The following is a 23,064-nucleotide window of genomic DNA, read 5'->3' on the forward strand; positions in this document are numbered from 1 at the left end:
GCAGCCCGATGCGCCGGGGATTCTCTTGATTAATGCGTTGCGCCGCCCGCCACTTTCAGATCGTGTTCCACCTGCAACGCGATGGAAACGGCCAGCTCCAGCGCAAACAGCACCGTCGAGGCCGCCATGCTCGGTGCGCCGGGGTGCGCCGCCGCCTGTTCCGGCAGGTACGGGATATGAATAAACCCGCCCTTCACCTCGCGCTGGCCGCTCAACCGGTGCAGCAGGCCGTACATGACATGGTTGCACACGTAGGTGCCGGCGGTCTGCGAAACAGAGGCCGGAATGCCGGCCTCGCGCATCGAGCTGACCATCGCCTTGATCGGCAAGTTGCTGAAATAGGCCGCCGGACCGCCGGCGACGATCGGCTCATCCACCGGCTGCTGCCCCTGATTGTCGGGAATGCGCGCGTCGTCGACGTTGATCGCCACCCGCTCAATCGTGATATCGGTGCGGCCGCCGGCCTGGCCGACAGCCAGCACCATCAGCGGCTGCACCTCGTCGATCGCCGCATTGAGCGCCTCCAGCGCCGCGCCGAACACGCACGGCAGCTGGCGCGCCACGATGCGCGTACCCACCAGCTCCAAATCGTTGAGCTGCTTCACCACTTCCCAGGAGGGGTTGAGCCGTTCGCCGCCAAACGGCTCGAAGCCGGTAATCAATACTTTTTGCATCCTTACTCCTACAGGAACATCAGGAAATACAGCAGGAACACGTTAACCAACAGCAGCAGCACGCCGGTCGGCACCTGCGCCTTGATCACCGCATTCTTGTCCGGCAGCTCCAGCAGCGCCGCCGGCACAATGTTGAAGTTCGCCGCCATCGGCGTCATCAGGGTGCCGCAATAGCCGGAGAACATGCCGATCGCCGCCATCACCGCCGGGTTGCCGCCGTGCTGCAACACCAGGATAGGAATGCCGATGCCGGCGGTGACGATCGGGAACGCGGCGAAGGCGTTACCCATCACCATGGTCAGCACCGCCATACCGATAGCGTAGACCGCCACGGCGATAAAGCGGTTATCCACCGCCAAATACTCCTGGGTCAAATGCGAGATTGCGGTGCCGACGCCGGCGACGGTAAACAGCAGGCCAAGCGTGGCGAGGATCTGCGGCAGAATGAACGCCCAGCCGATCGAATCCAGCAAGCGCCGCGCTTCCTGCACCGGCTGCAAGGCCTTCTCATGGGTCATTTTCACCGCGATCGCCAGGCCAATCAGGCAGCCGACGGTCATAGAGAACAGGGTGATCAGCGTCGCATGGTTACCGCTGCCGAACACCGCGCTTTGCAACGCCGGAATGTTGTTGAACAGCAGCACGCCGATCACCGTCACCACCGGGATCGCCAATGCGGGGATAAACAGCTTGTTGCCCAGGCGCTTGGCGCTGGCCTCGCGCTCCTGCGGCGTTCGCTGATGATAGCTGCCGAGGCGCACGCCGCCGAAGCCGGCGATCAGGGCCATCACCACCACCACCACGCCAACGATGATGTGCAGCATGCGTTTCTCGTTGCTGCCTTCGCCGAGCACGTCACCCAGCAGGCGGTAAGTCCAGTCGCCGACCAGGAACACCAGGCCGTACAGCCCCCAAAACAGCCCGGTGGTGATGCGGCGCGGGTTGGCGCGATCGCGGAAGGACATCACCGCCACAATCAGCAGCACCGCGCCGGCCAGCCAGTAGAGATATTGTTGCTGGAAGTTCATCGTGCTTCCCCCTTCGCCTGCAGCGCCGCCTGATTCAGCTGCGCCAGCTCGGCGCTCAGCTGTTTATCCATCCGATACAGCCGGAAGGCGTGGATCAGGAAAGCGAAAATGGCGGTCGGAATGCCCCACAGCGCGATATGCAGCGGCTCGGTCTGAATGCCGCCGGACTCCAGCATAAAGTTGTGCATGAAGATGATCGCGCCGAAGGCCACGAAGATATCCTCGCCGAAGAACAGCCCGACGTTGTCGGTAGCGGCCGACATGGCGCGCAGGCGGTGGCGGGTGCGCTCCGGCAGCTCGCCGTAACGGTTTTCCGTCGCTCCTTCCGCCATCGGCGCCAGCAGCGGCCGCACCATCTGCGGGTGCCCGCCCAGGCTGGTCAACCCCATCGCCGCGGTGATCTCGCGCACGAACAGGTATACGATCAGCAAACGGCCGGCGGTGGCGCTTTTGATCCTGGCGATCCACGCCTGCGCCCGCTCTTTCAACCCGTGGCGCTCCAGCAGGCCGATCACCGCCAGCGGCAGCAGCAGGATCAGCGGCAGGTTACGGGTATTGAGAAAGCCCTCGCCGAGCTTTTCCAGAATGACGTCCAGCGGCATCAGCGCCGCCAGACCGGTGATGATGCCGGCGGCGATCACCACCAGCACCGGGTTGAAACGCAATACAAACCCGACCACGATAGCGGCGATGCCGATCAGTGGCCAGAGATTCACGGCCTGTTCCATAGTCTTCCCTCGATATTTTCTAATAGTTTTTTGCTTGTGATGTTGTGTCTTGCTTTACGGCTTTACTGCTCCGCGCTGACGCGGATCCCCTGTTGAACAAAACTGTCACGCAGCTTGCGCGCATACGCCAGCGCATGCTCGCCGTCCCCGTGCAGACAGACGGTTTCCGCCTGTACGGGGGCCCAGACGCCATCCACGCTGCGCACCCGGTGATGGCGCACCATCTCCAGCGTTTGCGCCAGCGCCTGTTCGTCATCCTCGATCAATGCCCCCGGCAAACCGCGCGGCACCAGCGTGCCGTCGGCCTGATAACCGCGATCGGCGAACACCTCCTGCCGGGTGGTCAGACCGAGCCGTTGCCCGGCGCGGATCAGCTCGCTGCCGGCCAGCCCCACCAGCCGCAGCGCCGGATCGACCGCCTGCACCGCCCGGGCGATCGCTTCCGCCAGCGCCGGCTCAACCGCCGCCTGGTTGTACAGCATGCCGTGCGGCTTAACGTGCACCATCACCCCGCCCTCGGCGCGGGCGATGGCCGCCAGCGCCCCGAGCTGATACACCACCTGCGCGTAGACCGTTTCCGGCGGCAGCTGCATGCGAGTGCGGCCGAAATTCTCCCGATCGGGAAAACTCGGATGGGCGCCGATCGCCACGCCGTACTGCAATGCCCAGCGCACCGACTGACGCATGGTCTGCGCATCGCCGGCGTGGAAGCCGCAGGCGATGTTGGCCGAACTCACCAATTGCAGCAGCGCCTGGTCGTTGGCGCAGCCCTCGCCGAGATCGGCGTTCAAATCAACGATCATGTAACCCCCAGGCAATCTGTCGAAGGAAAAGATCCTGCTCGGCCTTGGCGCGCTGCGCCTCGGCCAGTGAGCAGAGAACGAAGTGGATCGGTTCGCCGAGCCGGATCTGCGCCAAATGGTAGAGATCGGCTTCGATCACGCAGGCAATGCGCGGGTAACCGCCGGTGGTTTGCGCATCGGCCATCAGCACGATCGGCTGGCCGTTGTACGGCACCTGCACCACGCCGGGCATCAGGCCATGCGACAGCATCTCTCTCTCGGTGGTGCGTGCCAGCGGCGTGCCGCCGTGCAGACGGTAGCCCATGCGGTTGCTCTGCGGGCTGAGCTGCCAGGCGGCGCGCCAGAACGTATCTTGCGCCTCTTCGCTGAATTCAGCGTACTCCGGCCCCGGCAACGCGCGGATGCGGTTGGTGAACAGCAGCTGTTTCACGCCACAGGAATGTTGCGGTTCAGCGGCGGAGTTGCCGAGCGGCAACCGGTCGCCGTCCTTCAGATTACGCCCCTCGCATCCGCCAAAGGCGGCTTTCATGTCGGTGCTGCGCGAGCCCAGCATTTCCGGCACGGCGATGCCGCCGGCGATCGCCAGGTAGCTACGCATGCCGCGTTTCGGCGTGCCCAGCGCCAGCCGCTGCCCCTTTTTCACCGGATAGCGCCAGCCGGTCCACAGCGGTTTGCCGTCCAGCTGCGCGTCGCAGCCGGCGCCGGTCAGGGCGATCCAGCCTGCGCGGGTAAACTCGGCGCTGAACTGGCCGAGGGTGATCTCCAGCCCGGCGGCCTCCGGCGCATTGCCCACCAGCAGGTTGGCGATCTTCAGCGCCGGTTGATCCAGCGCTCCGCCAGTGCTGATGCCCAGACGGCGGAATCCCTCGCGGCCCAAATCCTGCACCGTGGTATAGATGCCGGCGCGCAGAATAATCAGCATACGCCCTCCTTCTGCGGCACGAAGCGTACGTTATCGCCCGGGCGCAGCAGCGTCGGCGGCATTTCATGCGGATTGAACAGCGCCAGCGGCGTGCGGCCAATCAGCTGCCAGCCGCCGGGCGTCACCAGCGGATAGATGCCGGTCTGGCCGCCGCCGATACCGACGGAACCGGCCGCCACCGCCAGACGCGGTTCAGCGCGGCGCGGCGTCGCCAGTTGTTCCGGCATGCCGCCCAAATAGGAGAAGCCCGGCTGAAAGCCGAGGAAATAGACCACATAGGCCGCCGCCGCGTGGCATTCCACCACCTGTTGCGGCGTCATGCCGGTATGACGCGCCACCTCATCCAGGTCGGGGCCCTGTTCCCCGCCGTAGATAACCGGAATATCCACCTGACGCGATTCCGGCGTCAGGCGCTCTTTGCTCTCCCACCCCTGCTGCAGCAATGCCAGCATCGCCTCGGCGTCGGCCTGCGGCGTATGCAGCAACAGCGTCAGGTTATTCATCCCCGGCACCACTTCCCGCACGTCGGGGTGGTGATTCAGCTTTTCCGCCAGCGCCCAAATGCGCTGCTGGCTCGGTAACGTCACCGGCGGCGACAGTTCAAGCACTACCGCTCTTTCACCCAACAGGTAATAACGTGCTTGTTGCACCCTTATTCTCCTTATTATCGCGCTGAAAAACACACCAGTTATGCGTGACGCGGCCCCGGCTGTCAATAGAACGCAACCATAAGGAAAATAAGGAAATAGCGCGATAAAAGGATTCAGCCGGCGCGCAGGCCGGGCTGGATCCGGGGAAGAAAAAGATCAGGCGGGATTCGGGATATCGATAAAGGTCACATCAAAGCCGTGGTGCTGGGCCAGCCAGTCCCCCAACGCCTTCACGCCGCCGCGCTCGGTGGCGTGGTGACCGGCGGCGAAGAAATGCACGCCCATTTCGCGCGCGCTGTGAATGGTCTGCTCAGAGACTTCACCGCTGATGAACGCATCGACGCCGAAGCGCGCCGCGCTGTCGATAAAGCCCTGGCCGCCGCCGGTGCACCAGGCCACTCGGCGAATATGCTCAGGCGCGTTATCGCCGCAGTGCAGCACCGCGTGCCCCAGCCGGCTTTCGATGCGCTGTTGCAGCGCTTCGCCGGTCAGCGGCTGTTCGAATTCCCCGTGCGGCACCAGCGGCTCGACTTCGCCAATCACCCGAATGCCCAGCGCCTGCGCCAGCTGCGCGTTGTTGCCCAGCACCGGATGCGCGTCCAGAGGCAAATGATAGCCGTACAGGTTGATGTCGTGGGTCAACAGCGTTTTCAGGCGGTTGCGCTTCATGCCGCGCACCGCCGGCGCCTCGTTTTTCCAGAAATAGCCGTGATGCACGATGATCGCGTCGGCCTGATGCGCCACCGCGGCGTCCAGCAGCGCCTGACAGGCTGTGACGCCGGTCACGATGCGCTGTACATGCGCACGCCCCTCTACCTGCAAACCGTTGGGGGCGTAGTCCTGAAACGCCGCGGCGTTCAGTTCTGTGTTGATCAGTTGTTCCAGATCGAGGTTACGCATTCTCTTCTCTCTTCATAGTCAAAATGTCTGCCGGTCGCCCTGCGCCATCAGGATGAATCTCACCCCCAGATCGTTGCCCTGCGCCAGCTGCTGCGCAATGGCGGCGCGCGCCTCTTCGCCCTGCTTCAGGCTGGGCTTGATGTGGCTGATGACCACCGGCAGACCGTTCAGCGAGCCTTCGCCGCCGCTGTACTGCGTCAGATTCTTCAGCTCCTTCAGCAGCCAGGCCGGCGTCAAATGGCCGTACAGATGTTTGTCCTCCACCCCGTTAGGGTAAGAGGTTTCGATAATCATGCCCTTGAGCTTTTTCTGCTCGGCAAGCGGCCCCAGCGCGCGCCAGACGGTATCGAGATCGCGCGACTGCTCCACCTTGTCCGGCCCGGTATCGCCGAAATAGGCGAAGAACTCGTTGCCGTTGGAAATCAGCAGCATCGACGACGGATAGCGATCGTGGCTGAGCGGATACATCACGCCGGTCAACCCGGTCAGGCCGAGGGTAAATCGCTGCTGCGGCCGCACCGTTTGCAGCCGGTAGGTGCCCAGCCGCGCACCATTGCCGGCGTCGGTAAAGTTCGGCCAGGCCTTCCAGTTGAAGTAATGGTTGCGCAGGGTCAGCACGGTGTCCGCCTGGGCGTAAACGGTTTTTTTATTGTCTTCCGGCGAGCCGACGATCAGCCCCGCCACGTGGTCCAGATGGCCGTGGCTGATAAAGTAACTGCCGATCAACTGCCGGAACACGTAGCCCTGCGGCGTGTAAGGCGCGGCCAGCTCGGGCGTCACCTGCGGGAAACTGCCCTTCTCCAGCCCTTTGGCGATGCCCGGCAGCAGCGAGCCGGCGTCCAGCGCCACATACTGCGGCTGATTATCGCTGCGGATCAGGTAGGAAGTCAGGTTGCCGTCGCTGACGCCGCCGTCGACGCCCAGCGCCACCACGTCAAAGCCGGCGATCGCCAGCGCGGAATAGCCGCTCAGGCACAGGGCCAGCACCTTTTTCATCATTGCGTCGCTCCTTGCAGTTGCCTCAAGACTCTCCCCGTTTCGCCGCCTCGAACGCCGCCAACGTCTCCACGCGGGCTTGTTTGTGATCGACGATCGGCAGCGGGTAGTTCAGCGTACGGCGCTGCTTTTCCGCCCAGCGGTGGGGGTAATGGATGTCATTGTCGGGCACATCCGCCAGTTCCGGCAACCATTTACGGATGAAAGTGCCTTGTGGATCAAAACGTTCACCCTGTGTGGTCGGGTTAAAGATGCGGAAATACGGCGCGGCGTCGGTGCCGGTGGAGGCCGCCCACTGCCAGCCGCCGTTATTGGCCGCCAGATCCCCGTCCAGCAGTTGCGACATGAAGTAGCGCTCCCCGGCCCGCCAGTCAATCAGCAGATCCTTCACCAGAAAACTGGCGCTGATCATGCGCAGCCGGTTGTGCATCCAGCCGGTAGCGTTCAGCTGGCGCATGGCGGCATCGACGATCGGATAGCCGGTCTCGCCCCGCTGCCAGGCCTGCAGCTTCGCCGCGTCATCGCACCAGCGCACTTTGTCCGTCCAGGCGATAAACGGCCGATGGCGGCACAGCTCGGGATAGGCCACCAGCAGATGGCGGTAGAACTCGCGCCAAATCAGCTCGTTCAGCCAGGCGAAAGCGCCGCTCTCGCGATCTTCCAGCAACCGCGGGCATTCGGCGCGCAGGCGATTGAAGCACTGGCGCGGCGACAGCGCGCCAATCGCCAGATAGGGCGACAGGCTGCTGGTGCCGGCGATGGCGGGCAGATCGCGCTGGCGAAGGTAATCCTGCACTTGCTCACGACAAAAGGCGCGCAGCCGCTGCAGCGCGGCCTCCTCGCCGGCGGGATAGTCATCCCCGATGTCCGCCGCGGGATAATCGAACGCCGCCGGCGCTTCAGGCGCAGGCAACGCGCCATCGGCACGGATCTTCGGCGCCGGCAGGCAGCTCACGTCGGACTCAGTCAGGCGCTGAATGAAGGCGTTGCGAAACGGCGTATAAACCTTGTACATCTCGCCGCCGCCGGTTAGCACGCTGCCCGGCGGCAACAGCAGGCTGTCATCAAAACCGTGGCACGTTACCTGTCCATTCAACTGCTGCTCCAGCCGCACATCGCGTCGCCGTTCATTCAGTTCGTACTGGCGGTTGTAAAACAGCGCGTCCACCTGCTCTCGCCGGCAATACTCCGCCAACCAGTCAATCGACGCGGCAAAGTCCGTGCCGGCATGGCAATGCAGCGCAATGCCCTTTTGCGCCAGCGCCTGCTGTACCGCCCGCAGGCTGGCGTGGATCAGCGCCGCCTGCCGCGGCGCCATCTCATGCTGCCGCCACTGCTGCGGGGTGGCGATAAACACCGCCAGCACCCGGGCTTTGGGATCGCTGCAGGCGGCGTGCAGCGCTTTGTTGTCGGTGATACGCAGATCGTTACGCAACCAGACCAGATGCGTGGTCATAAAACTCCTTGTCAATCAATGGCCGTAACGCAAACGCAGCGCCTCCGGATAAGGTTCGAAATAGCGTTGTTCCGCCAGATAACTGTCGGGGTATTCCGCCATGTAATGCTTAAGCAGCGCGATCGGCGCCAGCAGCGGCTGCATGCCCTGCCGATAACGGTCGATCAGGTGCGCCAGCTCCTGGCGCTGCGCCGCGCTGAGCTGACGGCGGAAGTACCCCTGCACGTGCATCAGCACGTTGGTATGGTTGCGGCGCGTCGCTTTGTGCGCCAACAGCGCCATCAGGCGGCTGCGGTATTCCACGGCGAAGGCCTCCAGCGAGTCCCAGCGGTGAATATCGGCGACGAAGCGCCCCAGCTCGCGATAAGCCGGCTGCGAATGCGCCAGCAGTGAAAGCTTGTAGCGGCTGTGAAACGCGATCAGCCCGCCGCGGGTCAGCCCCTGGCGCCACAGCATATTCAACTCATACAGCGCGTACACCCGTTCAATGAAGTTTTCCCGCAATGCCGCATCCTGCAATCGTCCGTCTTCTTCCACCGGCAGCCACGGCATCTGACGCAGCAGTTCGGCGGTAAACAGCCCGACGCCGTTTTTACGCGAGTCCTTGCCGTTCTCGCTGTAGACCCGCACCCGCTCCAGGCCGCAGCTCGGCGACTTGGCGCAGACAATATAACCGCACAGGTGCTGCAACGCGGCCACGCGCTGCGCGGAGAAACTGCGCATCTCCTCGGTCAGATCCACGCTCGCGTCGTTGCTATAGCGCATCGCCGGCCAGGGCTGCGTCTGTTTCACCAGGCGCAGCGCCGGGCGCGGCGTGGGCAGGCCGATCGCCATTTCCGGGCAAACGGGCTCAAAGCGCACATAGGGCGCCAACTGTTCCACCGCAAAGGCCAACCGCTTGTGGCCGCCGTCGAAACGCACCGTCTCGCCCAGTAAACAGGCGCTGATGCCGATAGGGATCTTGTCGCTCATACCGCTCTCCCGCGTTGTTAGCCGATTGAGGAAAGTGTAGAAGAATGGCTTGCCAAATACGACCTTGCGCTTGACGGCAGCGGGCTCGGGGCATAAAAAAACCCCCGCCGCAGGGCGAGGGTTGTTCGTGAGTCGGCAGTGACTCAGTAGAAGTCGCAGGACGCCAGTTCCGCCTGCTGCAGCCAGACCGGCTTGTCGCTGGTTTTTGACCAGACGCGGTGCAGGTAGCTGTAAAAACGCCCGCGATCGCTGCGGAACAGCATCACCGGCAGGGCTAAAATGCCCGCGATAACCACTGCGCTGCGGCGCAGGAGAATCCGATGCAGTGAATAAGCGTGATAGGTCGTAGACATGCGAACCTCCTTAAAAACGCCTGCCGTTGATTTGTCAGGGAAAACGGCGTCGGCGTATCAAATGAACAATCGGTAATTTGGTAACTGGACAAAATTTTAGCGCACTTGATGAAAGTTTACTACTCATCCGACCACTAAATCGCACAAAAAATCGCTAATCACCGCAGTGATTCGTAATTTTGTTACAATCAAGTTAATTTTTAACTAAACATGGGTTACATTGTGGTTATTATTCGGTTCTTCATCCCACGCCTCAGCCCCGGCTTATTCACACATCAGGCGCAATTTCGCCGCAAGCAGGCTGCCTGAAACGGCCAATTTCCGCTGAAATTTCAGCCATTTTTATACTTTTTTTACACCTGCCCGCGCGATTTTTTCATCTTCTTTCTACCCCTCTCCCTACACTGCCTCTATCAAAAACAACACCTCTGGAGGTGTCCCGTGAGTTTCAGCGTTATTGGTGGTGCGCTGTTGGTCCTGCTGCTGTTGGCCTATCTGGTCTACGCCCTGTTTAACGCGGAGGATTTCTGATGGCGGCTTCAGCCTTTTTACTGATCGCCAGCTTCCTGCTGGTGCTTCTGCTGCTGGCCCGGCCGCTGGGCGGTTTTATGGCGCGCCTGATCGAAGGTGAGCCGCTGCCTGCGCTGCGCGCAGTGGAAGCCGGCGTCTGGCGCGCCTGCGGCATCCGCGCCACCGAGATGAATTGGTGGCAGTACGCGCTGGCGATCCTGGCGTTCAACCTGCTCGGCCTGGCGCTGCTGTTCGCCCTGCTGATGACGCAGGGCTCGCTGCCGCTCAACCCGCAAGGCTTCCCGGGCCTCTCCTGGGATCTGGCGCTCAACACCGCCGTCAGCTTCGTCACCAACACCAACTGGCAGGCCTACAGCGGCGAAAGCGCCCTCAGCTATTTCAGCCAGATGGCCGGGCTGGCGGTGCAGAACTTCGTTTCCGCCGCCACCGGGATCGCCGTGGCCTTTGCGCTGATCCGCGCCTTTACCCGCCGCGCCGGCAAGACCGTCGGCAACGCCTGGGCCGATCTGTTCCGCATCACGCTGTATGTGCTGCTGCCGATCGCGCTGCCGATCGCCCTGTTCTTCGTCAGCCAGGGCACGCTGCAAAACTTCCTGCCTTACCTGCACGTCACCACGCTCGAAGGCGCGCAGCAGACGCTGCCGATGGGGCCGGTCGCCTCGCAGGAAGCGATCAAGATGCTCGGCACCAACGGCGGGGGGTTCTTCGGCGCCAACTCGGCGCACCCGTTCGAAAACCCGACCGTGCTGACCAACTTCGTGCAGATGCTGGCCATCTTCCTGATCCCCTGCGCGCTGTGCTTCTCCTTCGGCCAGCTGGCCGGTGAAAACCGCCAGGGCCATGCGCTGATCTGGGCGATGGCGCTGATCTTCGTGGTGGCGGTGGTGGTGGTGATGGTTGCCGAGCTGGCGGGCAACCCGCACCTGAGCGCGCTGGGCGCCGACAGCAACATCAATATGGAAGGCAAAGAGTCGCGCTTCGGCATTCTCGCCACCAGCCTGTTCTCGGTGGTGACCACCGCCGCGTCCTGTGGGGCGGTCAACGCCATGCACGATTCCTTCACCGCGCTGGGCGGCATGGTGCCGATGTGGCTGATGCAGATCGGTGAAGTGGTGTTCGGCGGCGTCGGCTCCGGCCTGTACGGCATGCTGCTGTTCGTGCTGCTGACGGTGTTTATCGCCGGCCTGATGATCGGCCGCACCCCGGAATACCTGGGCAAGAAAATCGACGTTTACGACATGAAGATGACCGCACTGGCGATCCTGGTCACGCCGACGCTGGTGTTGCTGGGCAGCGCGCTGGCCATCGGCACCGACGCTGGCCGCGCCGGCATCCTCAACCCGGGCGCCCACGGCTTCAGCGAAGTGCTGTATGCCCTGTCTTCCGCCGCCAACAACAACGGCAGCGCCTTCGCCGGATTGAGCGTCAATACGCCGTTCTACAACCTGCTGCTGGCCTTCGCCATGTTCGTCGGCCGCTTCGGGGTGATCCTGCCGGTGCTGGCGATCGCCGGTTCGATGAGCGCCAAGCAACGCCAGCCGGCGGGCAACGGCACCCTGCCAACCTATGGGCCGCTGTTTATCGGCCTGCTGATCGGCACCGTGCTGCTGGTGGGCGCGCTGACCTTCGTGCCGGCGCTGGCGCTGGGCCCGGTGGCCGAGCATTTGCAGCTTTGGTTGGCAAACTAACCGACGTCAGAGAGAGAGAATAAGAGATGACTCGCAAACAACGCGCGCTGTTTGAACCGGCTCTGGTGCGCACCGCGCTGATCGATGCGGTGAAAAAACTGGACCCTCGCGTTCAATGGCGCAACCCGGTGATGTTCGTGGTGTATATCGGCAGCCTGCTGACCACCGCTATCTGGCTGGCGATGCTCACCGGCCAAACCGACGGCGCCGCCGCCTTTACCGGCAGCGTCTCCCTGTGGCTGTGGTTCACCGTGCTGTTCGCCAACTTCGCCGAAGCGCTGGCCGAAGGCCGCAGCAAAGCCCAGGCGGAAAGCCTGAAGGGCACCAAGAAAACCAGCTGGGCGAAAAAGCTGGCCGGCCCGCGCCGTGACGGCGCCACGGAGAAAGTGGCCGCCGAGAGCCTGCGCAAAGGCGATATCGTGCTGGTGGAAGCCGGCGATACCATCCCGTGCGACGGCGAAGTGCTGGAAGGCGGCGCTTCGGTGGATGAAAGCGCCATCACCGGCGAATCCGCCCCGGTGATCCGCGAATCCGGCGGCGACTTCTCCTCGGTCACCGGCGGCACCCGCGTGCTGTCCGACTGGCTGGTGGTGCAGTGCAGCGTCAACCCGGGGGAAACCTTCCTCGATCGCATGATCGCCATGGTGGAAGGCGCCAAGCGCCGCAAAACGCCGAACGAGATCGCCTTAACCATCCTGCTGGTGGCGCTGACCATCGTGTTCGTGCTGGCCACCGCCACCCTGTTCCCGTTCTCGCAATACAGCGTCGAGGCGGCCGGCAGCGGCAGCGTGGTCACCATCACCGTACTGGTCGCGTTGCTGGTTTGCCTGATCCCCACCACCATCGGCGGCCTGCTGTCCGCCATCGGCGTGGCCGGGATGAGCCGCATGCTCGGCGCCAACGTGATCGCCACCAGCGGCCGCGCGGTGGAAGCCGCCGGCGATGTGGACGTGCTGCTGCTGGATAAAACCGGCACCATCACGCTGGGCAACCGTCAGGCTTCGGAGTTTTTGCCGGCGCCGGGCGTGAAAGAGCAAGAGCTGGCGGACGCCGCGCAGCTGGCTTCGCTGGCGGATGAAACGCCGGAAGGCCGCAGCATCGTGGTGCTGGCCAAACAGCGCTTTAACCTGCGCGAGCGCGATCTGCAGGCGCTGAACGCCACCTTCGTGCCCTTCTCCGCCCAGACCCGCATGAGCGGCGTCAACGTGCAGGAGCGCATGATCCGCAAAGGCGCGGTGGACGCCATTCGCCGTCACGTCGAAACCAATCAGGGGCACTTCCCGCGGGCGGTGGACGATCTGGTGGAAAGCGTGGCGCGCACCGGCGGCACGCCGCTGGTGGTGGCGGAAGGCGCCCGGGTGCTGGGCGTGGTGGCGTTGAAGGATATCGTCAAGGGCGGCATCAAGGAACGCTTCAATGAGCTGCGCAAGATGGGCATCAAAACGGTGATGATCACCGGCGATAACCCGCTGACCGCAGCGGCGATCGCCGCCGAAGCCGGGGTGGACGACTTCCTGTCGGAAGCCACGCCGGAAGCCAAGCTGGCGCTGATCCGCCAGTATCAGGCGGAAGGCCGTCTGGTAGCGATGACCGGCGACGGCACCAACGACGCCCCGGCGCTGGCGCAGGCCGATGTGGCGGTGGCGATGAACTCCGGCACCCAGGCCGCCAAAGAGGCGGGCAACATGGTCGATCTGGATTCCAACCCGACCAAGCTGATCGAAGTGGTGCATATCGGCAAACAGATGCTGATGACGCGTGGCTCGCTGACCACCTTCAGCATCGCCAACGACGTGGCCAAGTACTTCGCCATCATTCCGGCGGCGTTCGCGGCCACCTATCCGCAGCTGAACGCGCTGAACGTGATGCACCTGCACTCCCCCGCCTCCGCCATCATGTCGGCGGTGATCTTCAACGCCCTGGTGATCGTGTTCCTGATCCCGCTGGCGTTGAAAGGGGTGAGCTACAAACCGATGAGCGCCGCGGCCCTGCTGCGCCGCAACCTGTGGCTGTACGGGGTCGGCGGTCTGCTAGTGCCGTTCGTCGGCATCAAACTGATCGACCTGATCCTGGTCGCGCTGCACGTCGCCGGTTAACCATTGAGGGAAATGAACATGACGTATTTACGACCTGCGCTGGTGATGTTGATCCTGCTGACGCTGATCACCGGCATCGCCTATCCGCTGCTGACCACCGGGCTGGCGCAGCTGCTGTTTTCGGGCGCGGCCAACGGTTCGCTGCTGTACCAGGGCGACAAGGCGGTCGGCTCCGCGCTGATCGGCCAGAACTTCACGCGCGCCGACTATTTCTGGGGCCGCCCGTCGGCCACCGGCGATTCGGCTTATAATCCACAGGCCTCCGCCGGCAGCAACCTGGCGGCCACCAACCCGGCGCTGGATAAGGCTATCGTCGAACGCGCGGCGCAGCTGCGCCAGGCCAATCCGGCCATGAGCGGCCCGATCCCGGTGGATCTGCTGACCGCCTCCGGCAGCGGGCTGGATCCGCAGATTTCGATCGCCGCGGCGCGTTATCAGCTGGCGCGGGTCGCGGCGGCGCGCCATCTGCCGCCGGAACAGGTCGCCAAACTGATCGAAGACAACACCGATCGGGCCACGCCCAACTTCATGGGGGAATCGGTGGTCAACGTGCTGAAGCTGAACCTGGCGCTGGATGCGTTGAAGTAACGCGCCGTATTCAGCATAGTGATAGGGTTCGGCATGCCGAACCCCTTTTTGCTTGGTAACACAAGGAATTGTCATGGTCGAAGAAGAACAGCAGCGTCCCGATCCCGATAGCCTGCTGGCGCTGGCCAATGAAAAACCGCGCGGCCGGTTGAAGGTATTCTTCGGCGCCTGCGCCGGCGTGGGCAAAACCTACGCCATGCTGCAGGAGGCCCAGCGTTTGCGCGCTCAGGGGCTGGACGTGCTGGTCGGCGTGGTGGAAACCCACGGCCGCAGCGAGACCGCCGCCCTGCTCGATGGCCTGGCGCTGTTGCCGCAAAAGCGCATCCAGCATCGCGGCCGGCTGGTGCATGAATTCGATCTCGACGCCGCGCTGGCGCGCCATCCGGCGCTGATCCTGATGGACGAACTGGCGCACAGCAACGCCCACGGTTCGCGCCACCCCAAACGCTGGCAGGATGTGGAAGAGCTGCTGGACGCCGGCATCGACGTGCTGACTACCGTCAACGTGCAGCATTTGGAAAGTCTGAACGACGTGGTGGGCGGCGTGACCGGCGTGCGGGTGCGCGAAACGGTGCCCGACCACGTGTTTGACGAGGCCAGCGAAGTGGTGCTGGTCGATCTGCCGCCGGACGATCTGCGCCGGCGGTTGCACGAAGGCAAAGTGTATATTCCCGGCCAGGCCGAGCGCGCCATCGAGCATTTTTTCCGTAAAGGCAACCTGATCGCCCTGCGCGAGTTGGCGCTGCGCCGCACCGCCGATCGAGTCGATGACCAGATGCGCGAGTTTCGCGACACCCAGGGGCGCGAGAAAGTGTGGCACACCCGCGACAGCATTCTGCTGTGCGTCGGCCACAACAGCGGCAACGAAAAGCTGGTGCGCATCGCCGCCCGCCTGGCGGCGCGGCTCGGCTGCCACTGGCATGCGGTCTACGTGGAAACCCCCAAGCTGCACCGGCTGCCGGAAAACCAGCGCCGCGCCATTCTGCGCGCGCTGCGGCTGGCGCAGGAGCTGGGCGCCGAAACCGCCACCCTGGCCGATCCGTCCGAAGAGCGCGCAGTGCTGCGCTACGCCCGCGAACATAACCTCGGCAAAATCATCATCGGCCGCCGCAGCGAGCAACGCTGGAAGCTGCGCGGCAGCTTCGCCGATCGCCTCGGCCGGCTGGGCCCGGATCTCGATCTGGTGATCGTCGCGCTGGACAGCGACGCCGCACAGCCGCCGCCGGGCAAGGAGCACGACGGCCGCAGCTTCAATGAGAAATGGCGCATGCAGCTGCGCGGCTGCGCGGTGGCGGTGGCGCTGTGCGCACTGATCACCCTGCTCTCGCAGTGGCTGCTACCGGGCTTCGATCAGGCCAACCTGGTGATGGTCTACCTGCTCGGCGTGGCGATCGTCGCGCTGTTCTTCGGCCGCTGGCCATCGGTGCTGGCGGCGGTGATCAACGTCGCCAGTTTCGATCTGTTCTTCGTCCAGCCCGAATGGTCGTTCGCCGTCAGTGATATGCAGTATCTGCTGACCTTCGGCGTGATGCTCGCCGTCGGTATCATCATCGGCAACCTGACCGCCGGGGTGCGTTATCAGGCCCGGGTGGCGCGCTACCGCGAGCAGCGGGCGCGCCATCTGTACGAAATGTCACGCGGGCTGAGCCGCGCGCTGACCGTGGCCGACATCGCCAACACCAGCCGTCATTTCCTCTCCAGCAGCTTCCAGGCGAAAACCGTGCTGCTGCTGCCGCAGGAAGACGGCCGGCTGCAGCAAATGATCGGCGAGGAAGGCGGGCTGCTGTCAGTAGACGAAGCCATCGCACGCTGGAGTTTCGATAAAGGCTTGCCGGCCGGCGCCGGCACCGACACTCTGCCCGGCGTGCCTTACCAGCTGCTGCCGCTCAATACCCCCAAACAGACCTTCGGCCTGTTGGCGATCGAACCCAACAACCTGCGCCAGCTGATGGTGCCGGAACAACAGCGGCTGCTGCAAACCTTCGCAGTGCTGATCGCCAGCGCGCTGGAACGGCTGCACCTGGCGCGCAGCGCCGAAGAAGCCAAGCTGGACGCCGAACGCGAACAGCTGCGCAACTCGCTGCTGGCGGCGCTGTCGCACGATCTGCGCACGCCGCTGACCGTGCTGTTCGGCCAGGCGGAAATTCTCACGCTGGACCTGGCGGCCGAAGGCTCCAATCACGCCACCCAGGCCAGCCAGATCCGCCAGCAGGTGCTGAGCACCACCCGGCTGGTGAACAACCTGCTGGATATGGCGCGCATCCAGTCCGGCGGTTTCAGCCTGCGTAAAGAGTGGCAGTCGCTGGAAGAGATCGTCGGCGCTTCGCTGCACATGCTGGAGCCGCTGCTCAGCCAGCATCCGATCGAGGTCGAGCTGCCGCCGGAACAAATCCTGGTCAACTGCGACGGCAGCCTGCTGGAACGGGTGTTCACCAACCTGTTGGAAAACGCCAATAAATACGCCGGCGCCGAGGCCACCATCGGCATTCGCGCCCGCACGCTGCCCGAGTGGCTGGAAGTCGAGGTCTGGGATAACGGCCCCGGCATCCCCGCCGATCAGCTGCAGCTGATTTTCGACAAGTTTTCACGCGGCAATAAAGAGTCGGCGATCCCCGGCGTCGGCTTGGGGTTAGCCATTTGTCGTGCCATTATTGAAGTGCATGACGGCCGCATCTGGGCGGAAAACGGCGCCAACGGCGGCGCCAGCTTCCGCTTCGTGCTGCCGCTGGAAAAACCGCCCGAGATCGACGGCGACGCCTTCGATCTGTAATCAACGCAGGGGAAACGTGAGCATAACGCCAACCAACATTCTGATTGTTGAAGATGAAAAAGAGATCCGCCGCTTCGTGCGCACCGCGCTGGAGAGCGAAGGCCTGCGGGTGTTTGAAAGTGAAACCCTGCAGCGTGGGCTGATTGAGGCCGGCACGCGCAAACCAGATCTGATCATCCTGGATTTGGGCTTGCCGGATGGCGACGGGCTGAGCTACATCCGCGATCTGCGGCAGTGGAGCGCCATTCCGGTGATCGTGCTGTCGGCGCGCAACGCCGAAGAGGACAAAATTGCCGCGCTGGACGCCGGCGCCGACGACTACCTCAGCAAGCCGTTCGGCATCGGTGAGCTGCTGGCGCGGGTGCGGGTCGCGCTGCGCCGCCACTCCGCCAACCAACAGGAAAGCCCGCTGGTGAGCTTTTCGGCTATCACCGTCGATCTGGTGAATCGCCGGGTGCTGCGCAACGACGAAGATCTGCATCTGACGCCGATCGAGTTTCGCCTGTTAGCGGAGCTGCTGGCCAACGCCGGCAAGGTGATCACCCAACGCCAGCTGTTGAGCCACGTCTGGGGGCCGAACTACGTGGAGCACAGCCACTACCTGCGCATCTACATGGGCCATTTGCGGCAGAAGCTGGAAGCCGATCCGGCCCGGCCCAAACACCTGCTGACCGAAACCGGCGTCGGCTACCGTTTCATGCCTTAATCCCGGTGGGCGCGGTTTGCCGCGCCGTTACGCCGCCGGGCCCTTCTTCAATCCGACCATAAATTCCTTGAACGCCTCGCGCAGCGGAGCGAACACCGGGTGTTTGCGGTTTTCGATCATCACTTCGGAGAACAGTTTCAACCCCACGGCGAAGGCCGCGCTCTGCTCAGGGCCGAAGTTCAGATCGTCACGCGCCCGAATGCGCTCGACGATCTCGAGAATATCGTCATGGTTGGTCACCTCAAAACTCAGCGGTGCCTTCTCGACGGGGTTGCCCTGGCGGTCGCTCAGGGCTTCAACGGTAATGTTAAAACGGTAGCCGGGCATCAGTTCTCCTCCTGCTGCGTGGGTTGAATGTGCATTTCGCTTTCGATCGCCGCCACGGCGGTCAACAGTGCAGCGTTGATGCGCTCCACCTGCTGCGGCGTAAGATCGGCGCGCATCACGTTGCCGCGCAGCAGACTGCGCAGACGGTTCATGGCGTCGTAAATGCCTTCCGCCAGGTTGCCGTGCCGATGATGCTCGCGGCCGGCGCCCGCCAAACGCGCCAGAATGACCTCAACCACCTGTTGATGCTTTTGCAGCTCGCCCTCGCCCGCCGAGGTGATGCGGTAGCTTTTGCGGCCGTTGCCGGTGGTGAGCGGTTCGAGGAAATCCTGCTCTTCCAGCAGCGTCAGCGTGGGGTAAATCACCCCCGGGCTCGGCACATACAGGCCGGAAGAGGCTTCCTCGATCGCCTTGATCAATTCGTACCCGTGGCTGGGCTTGCGCGCCACCAGCGCCAGCAGCACCAGGCGCAGATCGCCGTGTTCGAACAGACGATGACGCCCGCCCCGGCCGCCGCGTCCGCCACGGCCATGCTCTTCGCCGTCGCCGCCGAAGTGATGGCGCCCACCGCGATGACGGCGCCCCTCTTCACATTCATGATGGTGATGATGCCGGTGTAAACCTAATCGATGAAACATAGGGTGATACCTCGCTCTAACAGTGAACATCAATATGAGGTTGTTTAGATATATCTAAACAGCGTCGATAACGCTAATCTAGATCGATATATCTAAATGCGCAAGCCTGCGCCGAAAAAAAGATATATCTAAATTACAGGCATAAAAAAAGCGCTGTAAAAACAGCGCTTTTTATCAGACGAGAACAGCGATTATTTGGCGGAAGCCAGCACTTCGCTGACGATCTCAACCGCTTCGTGCTCGATTTTCTCTCGGTGTTCCGCCCCGAGGAAGCTCTCGCAGTAGATCTTGTATGCCTCTTCGGTACCGGAAGGACGGGCCGCGAACCAACCGTTGTCGGTCATCACTTTCAGGCCGCCGATCGACGCGCCGTTGCCCGGCGCTGCGGTCAGACGCGCGGTGATCGGGTCCCCGCCCAGCGTACTGGCCTTGACCATCTCCGGCGACAGCTTGGACAGCGCCGCTTTCTGCGCATGGGTTGCCGGCGCCTGGATACGGTTGTAGCTTGGCGCGCCGAAGCGCTTGGCCAGATCGTCATAGTGATGCTGCGGGTTCTCACCGGTTACCGCGGTGATTTCAGCCGCCAGCAGGCACATGATGATGCCGTCTTTGTCGGTCGACCACGGCTGGCCGTTGAAACGCAGGAACGAGGCCCCGGCGCTCTCTTCGCCGCCAAAGCCCAGGCTGCCGTCGAACAGGCCGTCCACGAACCATTTGAAACCGACCGGCACTTCCACCAGCTTGCGGCCCAGGTCAGCCACCACGCGATCGATCATCGCGCTGGACACCAGCGTTTTACCTACCGCCACATCGGCGCCCCACTGCGGGCGATGCCGGAACAGGTAGTTGATGGCTACCGCCAGATAGTGGTTCGGGTTCATCAGGCCCTTCGGCGTGACGATGCCGTGACGGTCGTAATCCGGATCGTTGGCGAACGCCAGATCGAATTTGTCGCGCAGCGCCAGCAGGCCGGCCATCGCTGACTCGGACGAGCAGTCCATGCGGATGATACCGTCGTGATCCAGGTGCATAAAGCGGAAGGTCTGATCGATGGAGTCGTTCACCAGCGTCAGATCCAGCTTGTAGTGTTCCGCCACGCGCTGCCAATAGGCGATGCCGGAACCGCCGAGCGGATCCACGCCCAGTTTCAGGCCGGCGCGTTGAATGGCCGGCATGTCGACCACGTCAACCAGGCCTTCGACATAAGGCTGCACCAGATCTTTGGCGTGCAGGTGGCCGCTGTTCCAGGCCTTGTCCAGCGACTGACGCTGAACGCCTTTCAACTGTTGCGCCAGCAGATCGTTGGCGCGTTTTTCGATCACCGACGTCAGGTTGGTGTCGGCCGGGCCGCCGTTCGGCGGGTTGTACTTGATGCCGCCGTCTTCCGGCGGGTTGTGGGACGGCGTAATGACGATGCCGTCGGCCTGCGCGCCGCCGCGGCGGTTGTGGCACAGAATGGCGTGCGATACCGCCGGCGTTGGCGTGAAGCCGTTGTTTTCCTGCACGATCACATCGACGCCGTTGGCGGTCAGCACTTCCAGCACGGAAATAAAGGCCGGTTCGGACAGCGCATGGGTGTCTTTACCCACGTAGCACGGGCCGGTGGTGCCCTGCTGATGACGAACTTCAGCGATCGCCTGGGCGATGGCGAGGATGTGCGCTTCGTTGAAGCTGTGGCGCTGCGCGCTGCCGCGGTGGCCGGAGGTGCCAAACTTCACCGCATGTGCGGCATTGCCGGCTTCCGGTTGCAGCACATAGTACTGCGACGTCAGCTGGGCTACGTTGATCAGATCGCTTTGGCGGGCGGGCTGCCCGGCACGTGGATTATTCGCCATCGACATATCTCCCTCATCCCTGTCGGTGACCGGGCAAATACGTCGCGCACGGCCATCATGACGGGCTGTTCGCTAAATTAGACGGTACCGCAAACTTTCTCGATCAGTTCCGCCGGGAACTGCATCGCCTGCATGATGTGTTCGATCATGCTGCGTTTGCGGCCGGTATTGGTATTGGTGATCACCCAGTAAGGGGTGCCCGGCACATGCTTCGGCTTGGTATGCGTGCCGTTGGCCAGCAGGGTCTGCTGATCGCCGGCGAAATAGGTGCGGGTACGGCCGGTCAACGCCTCGGTGGCGGCGGCAAAACCGGCGGCATCAAGGGTGTACAGCGTGGAGAGCACCAGCATGAAACGGTTGACCGCTTTGTTCTGCTCGGCGTATTCATCCGACAGCAGCAGTTCACGCACGGCGCGCACGCGATCGCGCGGACGCTGAACCGGCGCCGTTTTTTCCAGCTCGACGGACGGCGACGCACTGGCGGCAGGCAACGCGCGCACCGGCTGGCCGGCGGTAAATTTCAACATGCGGCGTAAAATATCGGACGCGCTTTCACCGATGTGTTGCGTGTGGCTGGCAATATAACGGTAAAGCTCTTCGTCGACTTCAATAGTTTTCATCTTTATCCAATACTGTTTTTTCTACTTAGAACCTGAAGCCAGATCCTGCATTCAAGCCATGGGATTATAAGGTTAAAAGCGCTGGGGCGAACACAACAATGTGCCTCCGGACGGCAAATGCAGACTAATACCTATAGCCGGCACTGCCAAGCCCGCGCCGCGAAAATTCCGCATGATTCATCGTGCGATTCAATCATGATACCCTAATCTGAATCTCTCTCAGTATGAACTTCGCCATGAAATTACATTATCAACTGCTGGCCGCCGAGTCAGACGCGCTGCCGGTGCTGCTGATCCACGGGCTGTTCGGCAATCTCGACAACCTGGGCGTGCTGGCGCGCGATCTGCATAAACAGCACACTGTGATCAAAGTCGATCTGCGCAACCACGGCCTCTCCCCGCGCGCCGACGACATGAACTACCCCGCCATGGCGCAGGATCTGCTGGCGCTGCTCGACGACCTGCAGCTGGAGAAAGCGATCGTCATCGGCCACTCGATGGGCGGCAAAGCGGCGATGGCGCTGACCGCCATCGCGCCCGAGCGCATCGCCAAGCTGATCGTCATTGACGTCGCGCCGGTGGATTACCAGACCCGACGCCATGACGAGATCTTCGCCGCGCTGAAGGCCGTCAGCGCCGCCGGCATTACCCAGCGCCAGGCGGCCGCCCAGTTGATGCGCGACTACCTGCAGGAAGAAGGCGTGATCCAGTTCCTGCTGAAGTCCTTCCATAACGGTGAATGGCGCTTCAACCTGCCGGTGCTGATCGAACGCTACGAAGACATCACCGGCTGGCAGGACGTGCCGGCCTGGCCACACCCGACCCTGTTCATTCGCGGCGGCCTGTCGCCGTACGTGCAGGACAGCTACCGTGCAGACATCGCCCGCCAATTCCCGCAGGCACGCGCGCACGTCGTCGCCGGCACCGGCCATTGGGTGCACGCCGAAAAACCGGAAGCGGTGCTGCGCGCCATCCACCGTTTTCTCAGCGAAGCCTGAAAAACGCGCTCGCCTGGCGAAAAAACGCGCTAAAGATAACGGCTTAGCGCGTTTAGCCCGCAGTTAGGCATTGTCGCCGCTCCATCTGCTGGGGTAATATGGCGCGCTATAATTTTGCCGCCGCGCCAGCGCGTTCGCGAACGCCGGTTCGGGGGTGAATTTGGGTTAGGGTTTATTGGCCCGAAGTGTGTTAACCGATGCCTCCGGAAGCGTGCGAGCGCTTTTTGATGCAAACTCCCTTGCAGTACCGCTACCTATGGCAAAAGAACAAACGGATCGCACGACGCTGGATCTGTTCGCAGATGAACGCCGTCCGGGGCGCCCGAAAACCAACCCGCTTTCCCGCGATGAACAGCTTAGAATCAATAAGCGCAATCAGTTACGGCGCGATAAAGTGCGCGGATTGCGGCGCGTAGAGCTGAAAATCAACGCGGATGCGGTGGACGCCCTGAACAAACTGGCGGAACAGCGCAACATCAGCCGCAGCGAACTCATCGAGCAGATGCTGTTGGCGCAACTGGCGGAAGAACAGCCGGAACATTGATCTCTTCGGCCGCACGCGCGGCGCGGCGTTAAGGACAACGCCGGATCGACCACGCTTTTCTTCATCCTTCGGCATCGCATAAATGCGATAAAACCCCGGCGCCACTTTCTGGCATGATACGCATTTACCGGTAAGAGACTGCGCCTGTCGGCGCCCGCCACCGTGGCGAAAGGCTCTTGCCATGGCATCATTTTAATCGGCGGCAGTGCCGGCGCCGAGTAATGCAATTAATTGAATTTAA

The 23,064-nt window shown here is 62.9% G+C and carries 23 protein-coding genes; 8 read left to right on the forward strand and 15 right to left on the reverse strand.

The genetic code is table 11. The annotated features are described in order from the left end of the window. Nucleotides 1-29: 29 nt before the first annotated feature. The 11 genes from pcp to JL05_RS22370 all read right to left on the reverse strand — a co-directional run bounded on the left by pcp (nucleotide 30) and on the right by JL05_RS22370 (nucleotide 9,482). A complete protein-coding gene (gene pcp / locus JL05_RS22320; RefSeq protein ID WP_033633908.1) occupies nucleotides 30-674 on the reverse strand; it encodes a pyroglutamyl-peptidase I in 645 nt (214 codons plus the stop codon). Nucleotides 675-682: 8 nt separating this feature from the next. Beyond that, nucleotides 683-1,702 carry a DUF979 domain-containing protein gene (locus JL05_RS22325; RefSeq protein WP_004939900.1) on the reverse strand — a complete coding sequence of 340 codons (1,020 nt, stop codon included), beginning with the start codon at nucleotides 1,700-1,702 and terminating at the stop codon, nucleotides 683-685. Next, nucleotides 1,699-2,430: a DUF969 domain-containing protein gene (locus JL05_RS22330; protein WP_015376970.1), complete on the reverse strand. Its 732-nt coding sequence runs from the start codon at nucleotides 2,428-2,430 to the stop codon at nucleotides 1,699-1,701. Before JL05_RS22330 ends, JL05_RS22325 begins: the two co-directional genes overlap by 4 nt. Before the next feature lie 62 nt (nucleotides 2,431-2,492). Next, nucleotides 2,493-3,233, reverse strand: a complete 741-nt coding sequence (gene pxpA / locus JL05_RS22335) for a 5-oxoprolinase subunit PxpA (protein WP_033633909.1) — start codon at nucleotides 3,231-3,233, stop codon at nucleotides 2,493-2,495. Beyond that, the gene (gene pxpC / locus JL05_RS22340; protein WP_033633911.1) at nucleotides 3,223-4,155 is read right to left on the reverse strand and encodes a 5-oxoprolinase subunit PxpC; all 933 of its coding nucleotides are present in this window, start codon (nucleotides 4,153-4,155) and stop codon (nucleotides 3,223-3,225) included. The genes pxpA and pxpC overlap by 11 nt, the downstream gene beginning before the upstream one ends. After that, nucleotides 4,149-4,805: a 5-oxoprolinase subunit PxpB gene (gene pxpB, locus JL05_RS22345; RefSeq protein WP_099982407.1), complete on the reverse strand. Its 657-nt coding sequence runs from the start codon at nucleotides 4,803-4,805 to the stop codon at nucleotides 4,149-4,151. Before pxpB ends, pxpC begins: the two co-directional genes overlap by 7 nt. A gap of 156 nt (nucleotides 4,806-4,961) precedes the next feature. After that, entirely contained in the window at nucleotides 4,962-5,705 is a 744-nt protein-coding gene (locus tag JL05_RS22350; protein ID WP_033633912.1) for a type 2 GTP cyclohydrolase I, read from the reverse strand. A gap of 18 nt (nucleotides 5,706-5,723) precedes the next feature. Beyond that, nucleotides 5,724-6,704, reverse strand: coding sequence for an MBL fold metallo-hydrolase (locus JL05_RS22355; protein ID WP_033633913.1), 981 nt, complete (start codon nucleotides 6,702-6,704; stop codon nucleotides 5,724-5,726). A 22-nt stretch (nucleotides 6,705-6,726) separates the two neighbouring features. Continuing rightward, nucleotides 6,727-8,157 carry a deoxyribodipyrimidine photo-lyase gene (gene phrB, locus JL05_RS22360; RefSeq protein WP_033633914.1) on the reverse strand — a complete coding sequence of 477 codons (1,431 nt, stop codon included), beginning with the start codon at nucleotides 8,155-8,157 and terminating at the stop codon, nucleotides 6,727-6,729. 15 nt (nucleotides 8,158-8,172) lie between these two features. Then, nucleotides 8,173-9,129, reverse strand: coding sequence for a YbgA family protein (locus JL05_RS22365; protein ID WP_033633915.1), 957 nt, complete (start codon nucleotides 9,127-9,129; stop codon nucleotides 8,173-8,175). 143 nt (nucleotides 9,130-9,272) lie between these two features. Continuing rightward, nucleotides 9,273-9,482, reverse strand: a complete 210-nt coding sequence (locus JL05_RS22370) for a YbfA family protein (protein ID WP_004939916.1) — start codon at nucleotides 9,480-9,482, stop codon at nucleotides 9,273-9,275. Nucleotides 9,483-9,923: 441 nt separating this feature from the next. On the opposite strand from JL05_RS22370, the gene JL05_RS22375 reads away from it, so the two are divergent. The 6 genes from JL05_RS22375 (at nucleotide 9,924) to kdpE (ending at nucleotide 17,861) form a co-directional block, all read left to right on the forward strand. Then, nucleotides 9,924-10,013: a K(+)-transporting ATPase subunit F gene (locus JL05_RS22375; RefSeq protein ID WP_016928742.1), complete on the forward strand. Its 90-nt coding sequence runs from the start codon at nucleotides 9,924-9,926 to the stop codon at nucleotides 10,011-10,013. After that, a complete protein-coding gene (gene kdpA / locus JL05_RS22380; RefSeq protein ID WP_033633917.1) occupies nucleotides 10,013-11,701 on the forward strand; it encodes a potassium-transporting ATPase subunit KdpA in 1,689 nt (562 codons plus the stop codon). Before JL05_RS22375 ends, kdpA begins: the two co-directional genes overlap by 1 nt. Nucleotides 11,702-11,727: 26 nt before the next feature. Continuing rightward, nucleotides 11,728-13,797: a potassium-transporting ATPase subunit KdpB gene (gene kdpB / locus JL05_RS22385; protein ID WP_033633918.1), complete on the forward strand. Its 2,070-nt coding sequence runs from the start codon at nucleotides 11,728-11,730 to the stop codon at nucleotides 13,795-13,797. Between the two features lie 18 nt (nucleotides 13,798-13,815). Beyond that, nucleotides 13,816-14,385, forward strand: a complete 570-nt coding sequence (gene kdpC / locus JL05_RS22390; RefSeq protein ID WP_033634138.1) for a potassium-transporting ATPase subunit KdpC — start codon at nucleotides 13,816-13,818, stop codon at nucleotides 14,383-14,385. Nucleotides 14,386-14,458: 73 nt separating this feature from the next. Continuing rightward, nucleotides 14,459-17,155: a two-component system sensor histidine kinase KdpD gene (kdpD, locus tag JL05_RS22395; RefSeq protein ID WP_033633919.1), complete on the forward strand. Its 2,697-nt coding sequence runs from the start codon at nucleotides 14,459-14,461 to the stop codon at nucleotides 17,153-17,155. 16 nt (nucleotides 17,156-17,171) lie between these two features. Then, complete coding sequence (gene kdpE, locus JL05_RS22400) at nucleotides 17,172-17,861, forward strand: two-component system response regulator KdpE (RefSeq protein ID WP_016928747.1); 690 nt, start codon at nucleotides 17,172-17,174, stop codon at nucleotides 17,859-17,861. A gap of 27 nt (nucleotides 17,862-17,888) precedes the next feature. Here kdpE and JL05_RS22405 read toward each other — a convergent pair whose 3' ends face one another. The 4 genes from JL05_RS22405 to seqA form a co-directional block, all read right to left on the reverse strand. Next, nucleotides 17,889-18,188 carry a DUF3861 domain-containing protein gene (locus tag JL05_RS22405; RefSeq protein ID WP_033633920.1) on the reverse strand — a complete coding sequence of 100 codons (300 nt, stop codon included), beginning with the start codon at nucleotides 18,186-18,188 and terminating at the stop codon, nucleotides 17,889-17,891. After that, complete coding sequence (locus JL05_RS22410; protein WP_015376959.1) at nucleotides 18,188-18,826, reverse strand: PadR family transcriptional regulator; 639 nt, start codon at nucleotides 18,824-18,826, stop codon at nucleotides 18,188-18,190. The genes JL05_RS22405 and JL05_RS22410 overlap by 1 nt, the downstream gene beginning before the upstream one ends. A gap of 191 nt (nucleotides 18,827-19,017) precedes the next feature. After that, entirely contained in the window at nucleotides 19,018-20,661 is a 1,644-nt protein-coding gene (gene pgm / locus JL05_RS22415; RefSeq protein ID WP_033634139.1) for a phosphoglucomutase (alpha-D-glucose-1,6-bisphosphate-dependent), read from the reverse strand. Nucleotides 20,662-20,738: 77 nt separating this feature from the next. Further along, nucleotides 20,739-21,281, reverse strand: a complete 543-nt coding sequence (gene seqA / locus JL05_RS22420; protein ID WP_033633921.1) for a replication initiation negative regulator SeqA — start codon at nucleotides 21,279-21,281, stop codon at nucleotides 20,739-20,741. Nucleotides 21,282-21,505: 224 nt separating this feature from the next. On the opposite strand from seqA, the gene ybfF reads away from it, so the two are divergent. Then, nucleotides 21,506-22,279, forward strand: a complete 774-nt coding sequence (gene ybfF, locus JL05_RS22425) for an esterase (protein WP_081877852.1) — start codon at nucleotides 21,506-21,508, stop codon at nucleotides 22,277-22,279. Between the two features lie 256 nt (nucleotides 22,280-22,535). Beyond that, nucleotides 22,536-22,823, forward strand: coding sequence for a LexA regulated protein (gene ybfE, locus JL05_RS22430; RefSeq protein WP_004939936.1), 288 nt, complete (start codon nucleotides 22,536-22,538; stop codon nucleotides 22,821-22,823). Nucleotides 22,824-23,064: the final 241 nt, after the last annotated feature.

The sequence above is a fragment of the Serratia nematodiphila DZ0503SBS1 genome (genome assembly GCF_000738675.1).
In the GTDB taxonomy this organism is placed as follows: domain Bacteria; phylum Pseudomonadota; class Gammaproteobacteria; order Enterobacterales; family Enterobacteriaceae; genus Serratia; species Serratia nematodiphila.